The organism is Pseudomonas sp. P7779, from assembly GCF_013386315.1.
Classification (GTDB): domain Bacteria; phylum Pseudomonadota; class Gammaproteobacteria; order Pseudomonadales; family Pseudomonadaceae; genus Aquipseudomonas.
In genome coordinates, this window is sequence record NZ_JACARZ010000008.1 from 21743 (window position 1) to 28620 (window position 6878).

A 6878-nucleotide genomic window follows, 5' to 3' on the forward strand; every position below is an offset into this window, starting at 1 on the left:
GGTAGCAATCTGATTGCAGCGGCTGGCCCAGTGCCTTATCGCTGATAAAAATCTATCCATTTGATTTAAAAAGAAATTAATCCCGCAATATTTTTCTGTCACCGCGTGTGGCACACTTTCTGCTGTCTATTCCGTTGTTACATACTAAGTTCCGGTATAGCGGAATACACAATCTCTGGAGTGCTTGTCATGCATCACCGACTTTCCGTGTTCAAAGCGTGTGTTTTTCTCTTCGCCGCATCGGCTTCCCTCGCCAGCGTAGTGCAGGCGGCGGACAGCAAGCTCGATACAGTGCTCAAGCGTGGGCACCTGATCGTGGGTACAGGCAGTACCAATGCGCCGTGGCACTTCCAGGGAGCGGATGGCAAGTTGCAGGGTTTTGACATCGACATCGGCCACATTGTGGCCAAGGGGTTGTTCAACGACCCGAGCAAAGTCGAATACGTGGTGCAGTCCTCCGACGCCCGGATTCCCAACCTGCTGACCGACAAGGTCGACATGAGCTGCCAGTTCATCACTGTCACCGCCAGCCGCGCGCAGCAAGTGGCTTTCACCCTGCCGTACTACCGCGAAGGCGTGGGCCTGCTGCTGCCGGCCAACAGCAAATACAAAGAGATCGAAGACCTGCAAGCCGCTGGCGACAGCGTCACCGTGGCCGTGCTGCAAAACGTCTACGCCGAAGAGCTGGTGCACCAGGCATTGCCCAAAGCCAAGGTCGACCAGTACGACAGCGTCGACCTGATGTACCAGGCCGTGAACTCCGGGCGTGCCGACACCGCCGCCACCGACCAGTCCTCGGTCAAGTACCTGATGGTGCAAAACCCGGGCCGCTACCGCAGCCCGAGCTACGCCTGGAGCCCGCAAACCTATGCGTGCGCTGTCAAGCGTGGCGACCAGGACTGGCTGAACTTCGTCAACACCGCCCTGCATGAAGCCATGACCGGTGTGGAATTCCCGATGTACAAGGCCTCGTTCAAGCAATGGTTCGGTGTGGACCTGCCAGAGCCTGCGATCGGTTTCCCGGTTGAGTTCAAGTAATTCGTAAACCCTGGGGCGTCGCTGACGGCGCCCCAATCAGGTACTGCCGACCATGAACTATCAGTTGAACTTTGCCGCTGTGTGGCGCGATTTCCCCAGCTTGCTGGCGGGGCTCGGCCTCGGCCTTGAACTGGCACTGCTGTCCATCGCCATCGGTTGCGTGATCGGCCTGTTGATGGCGTTTGCGATGCTGTCCAAACACCGTGCGCTGCGCATCGTGGCCTCGGTGTATGTGACGGTGATCCGCAACACCCCGATCCTGGTGCTGATCCTGTTGATCTACTTCGCCTTGCCCAGCCTGGGTATCCGGCTGGACAAGATCCCTTCGTTCATCATCACCCTGTCGTTGTACGCCGGTGCCTACCTCACCGAAGTCTTCCGCGCAGGCCTGCTGAACATTCCCAAGGGGTTGCGTGAAGCGGGCTTGGCCATTGGCCTGGGCGAATGGCGTATCCGCGCGTACATCACCGTGCCGGTCATGCTGCGCAACGTGCTGCCGGCGCTGTCGAACAACTTTATCTCGCTGTTCAAGGACACCTCCCTCGCGGCCGCCATCGCGGTGCCGGAGCTGACCTATTACGCCCGCAAGATCAACGTCGAAAGCTACCGGGTGATTGAAACCTGGATGGTCACGACCGCGCTCTACGTGGCTGCCTGTTACCTCATTGCCATGCTGCTCCGTTACCTGGAACAGCGTTTGGCAATTCGCCGCTAAGGAGCGCCCATGTACGAATCCCCCAGCTGGCTGCATGAGTTGTGGATCGCCCGGGAAACCCTCTGGGCGGGGTTCCAGACCAGCGTCTACTGCTCGGCCCTGGCCATTATCTTCGGCACCCTGATCGGCATCGTCGCCGGCTTGGTACTGACCTACGGCAAATTCTGGATGCGCGCACCGTTTCGCCTGTACGTCGACCTGATCCGCGGTACGCCGGTATTTGTGCTGGTATTGGCGTGCTTCTACATGCTGCCGGCGCTTGGCTGGCAGATCACTGCGTTCCAGGCCGGTGCCGTGGGCCTGACGCTGTTCTGCGGCTCTCACGTTTCGGAAATCGTGCGCGGTGCATTGCAGGCCATTCCCAAGGGGCAACTGGAAGCGGGCAAGGCCATCGGCCTGACCTTCTATCAATCCCTGGGCTACGTGCTGTTACCCCAGGCGCTGCGGCAGATCCTGCCGACCTGGGTCAACTCGTCCACCGAAATCGTCAAGGCTTCCACCTTGCTGTCGGTGATCGGTGTGGCCGAGCTGCTCCTCAGCACCCAACAGGTCATCGCCCGGACGTTCATGACCCTGGAGTTCTACCTGTTTGCAGGCTTTATGTTTTTTGTCATCAACTACGCCATCGAATTGTTGGGGCGTTACATTGAAAAGCGGGTGGCGTTGCCATGAACCAACTCTCAAAAGAAAGCCAGCCACTGCTGAACATTCGCGGCCTGCGTAAACAGTACGGCCCGGTGGAAGTGCTCAAGGGCGTCGACCTGAGCATGCAGCGCGGCAACGTCGTGACATTGATCGGCTCCAGCGGTTCGGGCAAGACCACGCTGCTGCGTTGCGTCAACCTGCTGGAAGAATTCCAGGGCGGCCAGATCACCCTCGACGGTGAATCCATCGGCTACAGCGAGGTCGGCGGCAAGCGCGTGCGCCACCCGGAGCGGGTGATCTCCCAGCACCGCGCGATGACCGGCATGGCGTTCCAGCAGTTCAACCTGTTCCCGCACCTGACCGCCTTGCAGAACGTCACCCTGGGCCTGCTCAAGGTCAAGAAGATGGGCAAGGACGAAGCGGTTGCACTGGCGGAAAAATGGCTGGACCGTGTCGGCCTGCTGGAGCGCCGCAATCACTTCCCGGGCCAATTGTCGGGCGGCCAGCAACAGCGCGTGGCGATTGCCCGGGCGATTGCGATGAACCCGAGCCTGATGCTGTTCGACGAAGTCACCTCGGCCCTGGACCCGGAACTGGTGGGCGAAGTGCTCAGCGTGATCAAGGGTTTGGCGGAAGAGGGCATGACCATGTTGCTGGTCACCCACGAAATGCGCTTTGCCTATGAAGTCTCGGACAAGATCGTCTTCATGAACCAGGGCCGCATTGAAGAACAAGGGCCGCCGAAAGACATCTTCGAACGCCCGCAATCGCCGCGACTGGCGGAATTTCTCAAGAACATTCGTTTTTAAATCATCACTTCAGGAGATCCATTATGAGCATTACTCGTTACGGCACCGGCGCCACTGCAGGCGGCGGCCAGCCTCGTCCTTTCGCCCGCGCGGTGGAAGCGGATGGCTGGTTGTACGTGTCGGGCCAGGTGCCGGCGGTGGACGGTGAAATCATCACGGGCGGGATCGTCGAGCAGACCCACCAGACCATGCGCAACGTGGTGGCGATTCTCGAAGAAGCCGGCTACGCCCTTGAAGACGTGGTGCGCGTCGGTGTATGGCTGGAAGACCCACGGGACTTCTGGAGCTTCAACAAAGTCTTCGGCGAATACTTCAACCCGGAACATGCTCCGGCGCGGGCGTGTGTGCAGGCGAACATGATGGTCGATTGCAAGGTTGAGATCGATTGCGTGGCCTACAAGAAAAAAGGCTAAATGCCCGTCTCTTGAGACCACAGGAGACCCAATGTGGGAGCGGGCTTGCTCGCGAAAGCGGTGGATCAGTTGTAGATGTATTCACTGACACACCGCTTTCGCGAGCAAGCCCGCTCCCACAGGGGATCTGTGTTGATAGCTACATCTTCAAACGGGACCGACGACTGCCATGACCGAAGACACCATCAAACGCCGCGCCAAAGGCCTTGACCGGGCGTTCGATATCCTCGATTTCCTCAAGGAAATCGGCCAGCCCCTGCGCCCGAATGACATCGCCAGCGGCATCGGCAGCCCCAAATCCACGGTCTACGAATTGGTGGCCTCGCTGCTGGAACGGCGCATCCTCGAAACCGTTGGCAAGGACGGTCACGTCTACCTCGGCCGTCAGCTGTACTTCCTCGGCCAGGCCCACCTGCGCCATTTCGACCTGACCCGCGAAGCCGACCACGCCCTGCAGGAAATCGTCAGCCAAACCCACGAAACCGCCCAGATGTGCCTGCTCAATGGCCGCAAATACACCGTGGCCCTGATGCGCGAAGGCGAGCGGCATTTCCGCATTTCCTCAGACATCGGCGAGAACGCGCCGATCCCCTGGACCGCCTCCGGCCGCCTGCTGCTGGGCCACCTGAGCGACCAGCAAATCATCGACCTGATCGACTACGACGACTTCATCCTCCCGGACGGTCAGCGCCTGCCTCTGGAAACCTTCCTCGGGCAAATCCGTCAGGCCACCCTCGACGGATTCTTCTCCTTCGACAGTGTCGCCGACACCTTTACCCACTGCTTTGCCGCCCCGGTCCGGGACGCCCAAGGCATCAGCATTGCGACCCTGTGCATCGTCGCCCCACGGGCCGATGCGATCAAAAACTACAACGACTACCGCCGGGTGCTGATCGACAGTGCGAACAACCTGGCCCGTCGCATCAACGAATAGGAAACCCTTATGTCTGCCTTCAATGCCGTTGAAAAAGGCGCCGCCGCCGTCGGTGCACATCTGGTCCGTGACGTCAGCCTGCCGGCCCTGGTGTTGCACCGTGACGCCCTGGAACACAACATCCGCTGGATGCAGGATTTCGTCAGCAACAGCGGTGCGCAATTGGCGCCTCACGGCAAGACCAGCATGATGCCCGCTCTGTTCCAGCGGCAGATCGAGCAGGGCGCCTGGGGCATCACCCTGGCCAACGCTGTGCAGACCCGCGCTGCGTACGCCGGTGGGGTTCGCCGGGTGTTGATGGCCAACCAACTGGTGGGCGCGCCGAACATGGCGCTGATCGCCGACCTGCTGGCCGACCCCGAATTCGACTTCCACTGCATGGTCGACCACCCGGACAACGTCGCCGACCTGGGCCTGTTCTTCGCCGCCCGTGGCCTGCGCTTGAACGTGATGATCGAATACGGCGTGGTCGGCGGGCGTTGCGGTTGCCGCACCGAACAACAGGTGCTCGACCTGGCCAAGGCGATCAAGGCCCAGCCTGCGCTGGCCCTCACCGGCATCGAAGGCTACGAAGGGGTGATCCATGGCGAGCACGCCATCAGTGGCATCCGCGAATTCGCCGCCTCCCTGGTACGCCTGGCCGTCGACCTGCAAAACAGCGGCGCCTTCGACCTGGCCAAGCCCATCATTACCGCCTCGGGTTCGGCCTGGTACGACCTGATTGCCGAATCCTTCGAAGCCCAGAACGCCGCTGGCCGCTTCCTCAGCGTATTGCGCCCGGGCAGCTACGTGGCTCACGACCACGGCATCTACAAAGACGCGCAGTGCTGCGTACTCGACCGTCGCAGCGACCTCAACGAAGGCCTGCGCCCGGCGCTGGAAGTCTGGGCCCACGTGCAATCGCTGCCGGAGCCGGGCTTCGCGGTGATCGCCCTGGGCAAGCGCGACGTCGCCTACGACGCCGGCCTGCCGGTGCCGCTCAAGCGCTACAAGGCTGGCGTGCTGCCAGCCGAGGGTGATGACGTGACCGCGTGCAAGGTCACCGCCGTGATGGACCAGCATGCGTTCATGGTCGTCGCACCGGGGGTTGAGTTGCGCATTGGCGACATCATCTCCTTCGGCACATCCCACCCGTGCCTGACCTTCGACAAGTGGCAAGTGGGTAATCTGGTGGATGAGCAGTTGCAGGTGATCGAAAGCCTGCATACCTGCTTCTAGACCGAGTCGCACCTTTCGCGAGCAAGCCCGCTCCCACATTCGACCGAGTTCCTTCAGTTGAAATGCATTCAAATGTGGGAGCGGGCTTGCTCGCGAAGAGGCCCTCCAGTACATCGAGAGACCCCAGGCATGAACACAAAACCCCGCATCGCCCTCATCGGCGAATGCATGATCGAACTGCAACACCGCGCCGACGGCAGCCTGCAACAAAGCTTCGGCGGCGACACCCTGAACGCCGCCGTCTACCTGCGCCGCGAGCTGGGTGAACCGAGCACCGTCGACTACGTCACCGCCCTGGGCGATGACAGCTTCAGCGATGCCATGTGCAAGCACTGGGCCGAAGAAGGCCTGGGCCTGGGCATGGTTCAGCGCCTGCCCGGGCGCCTGCCGGGTTTGTACTGCATCCAGACCGATGCCAACGGCGAGCGCAAATTCCTCTACTGGCGCAACGAAGCGGCCGTGCGCGACTGCTTCACCACACCGGCGGCCGAGCCGATCCTGGCAGCGTTGCCGATGTACGACGTGGTGTATTTCAGCGGCATCACCCTGGCGGTGCTGGGCGAAGTGGGCCGTGCGCGCCTGCTGGAAACCCTGGTCGAAACCCGCAAGCGCGGCGGCAAGGTGGTGTTCGACAACAACTACCGGCCACGCCTGTGGGCCAGCGTGGACGCCGCACGCGCGGCGTATCACGCGGTGTTGGTCGAGGTGGATATCGCCTTGCTGACTGAGGATGACGAACGCGCGTTGTTCGGCTATGAAGACAGCGAGCAGGTGTTTGCGGCGTACCCGACGATTGCCGAGGTGGCGCTCAAGCGCGGGGCGGATGCGTGTTTGATTCGCTGTGAGGGGGAGCGGTTCGAGGTGCCGGCGTTGGTGGTGGAGAAGGTGGTCGACACCACGGCGGCGGGGGATTCGTTCAGTGCGGCGTACCTGGCCAGTCGGCTCAAGGGCGGCTCGCCGCAGGAAGCAGCCTTGGCCGGGCATCGGCTGGCGAGCCGGGTGATTCAGGTGCCGGGTGCACTTATTCCCCGAGACTAACGCTGATCGTTCCCACGCTCCGCGTGGGAATGCAGCCAGGGACGCTCTGCGTCCCAAGAGCGGACGCA

At 61.5% G+C, this 6878-nt stretch carries 8 protein-coding genes; all 8 read left to right on the forward strand.

Going from position 1 to position 6878, the window contains the following annotated elements:
* Nucleotides 1-189: 189 nt before the first annotated feature.
* The 8 genes from HX869_RS03735 to HX869_RS03770 all read left to right on the forward strand — a co-directional run bounded on the left by HX869_RS03735 (nt 190) and on the right by HX869_RS03770 (nt 6810).
* Entirely contained in the window at nt 190-1038 is an 849-nt protein-coding gene (locus HX869_RS03735) for a transporter substrate-binding domain-containing protein (protein WP_177050108.1), read from the forward strand.
* Between the two features lie 52 nt (nt 1039-1090).
* On the forward strand, nt 1091-1753 hold the full coding sequence (locus HX869_RS03740) for an amino acid ABC transporter permease (RefSeq protein ID WP_003207993.1): 663 nt from the start codon (nt 1091-1093) through the stop codon (nt 1751-1753).
* 9 nt (nt 1754-1762) lie between these two features.
* The gene (locus HX869_RS03745) at nt 1763-2425 is read left to right on the forward strand and encodes an amino acid ABC transporter permease (protein ID WP_003207996.1); all 663 of its coding nucleotides are present in this window, start codon (nt 1763-1765) and stop codon (nt 2423-2425) included.
* On the forward strand, nt 2422-3207 hold the full coding sequence (locus HX869_RS03750; protein WP_003207998.1) for an amino acid ABC transporter ATP-binding protein: 786 nt from the start codon (nt 2422-2424) through the stop codon (nt 3205-3207). Before HX869_RS03745 ends, HX869_RS03750 begins: the two co-directional genes overlap by 4 nt.
* 23 nt (nt 3208-3230) lie before the next feature.
* The gene (locus tag HX869_RS03755; protein WP_003208000.1) at nt 3231-3620 is read left to right on the forward strand and encodes a RidA family protein; all 390 of its coding nucleotides are present in this window, start codon (nt 3231-3233) and stop codon (nt 3618-3620) included.
* Between the two features lie 169 nt (nt 3621-3789).
* On the forward strand, nt 3790-4554 hold the full coding sequence (locus HX869_RS03760) for an IclR family transcriptional regulator (RefSeq protein ID WP_003208002.1): 765 nt from the start codon (nt 3790-3792) through the stop codon (nt 4552-4554).
* Between the two features lie 9 nt (nt 4555-4563).
* A complete protein-coding gene (locus HX869_RS03765) occupies nt 4564-5772 on the forward strand; it encodes an amino acid deaminase (protein ID WP_102369341.1) in 1209 nt (402 codons plus the stop codon).
* A gap of 129 nt (nt 5773-5901) precedes the next feature.
* Nucleotides 5902-6810, forward strand: a complete 909-nt coding sequence (locus tag HX869_RS03770) for a sugar kinase (protein ID WP_178902757.1) — start codon at nt 5902-5904, stop codon at nt 6808-6810.
* The last annotated feature ends 68 nt before the right edge of the window (nt 6811-6878 follow it).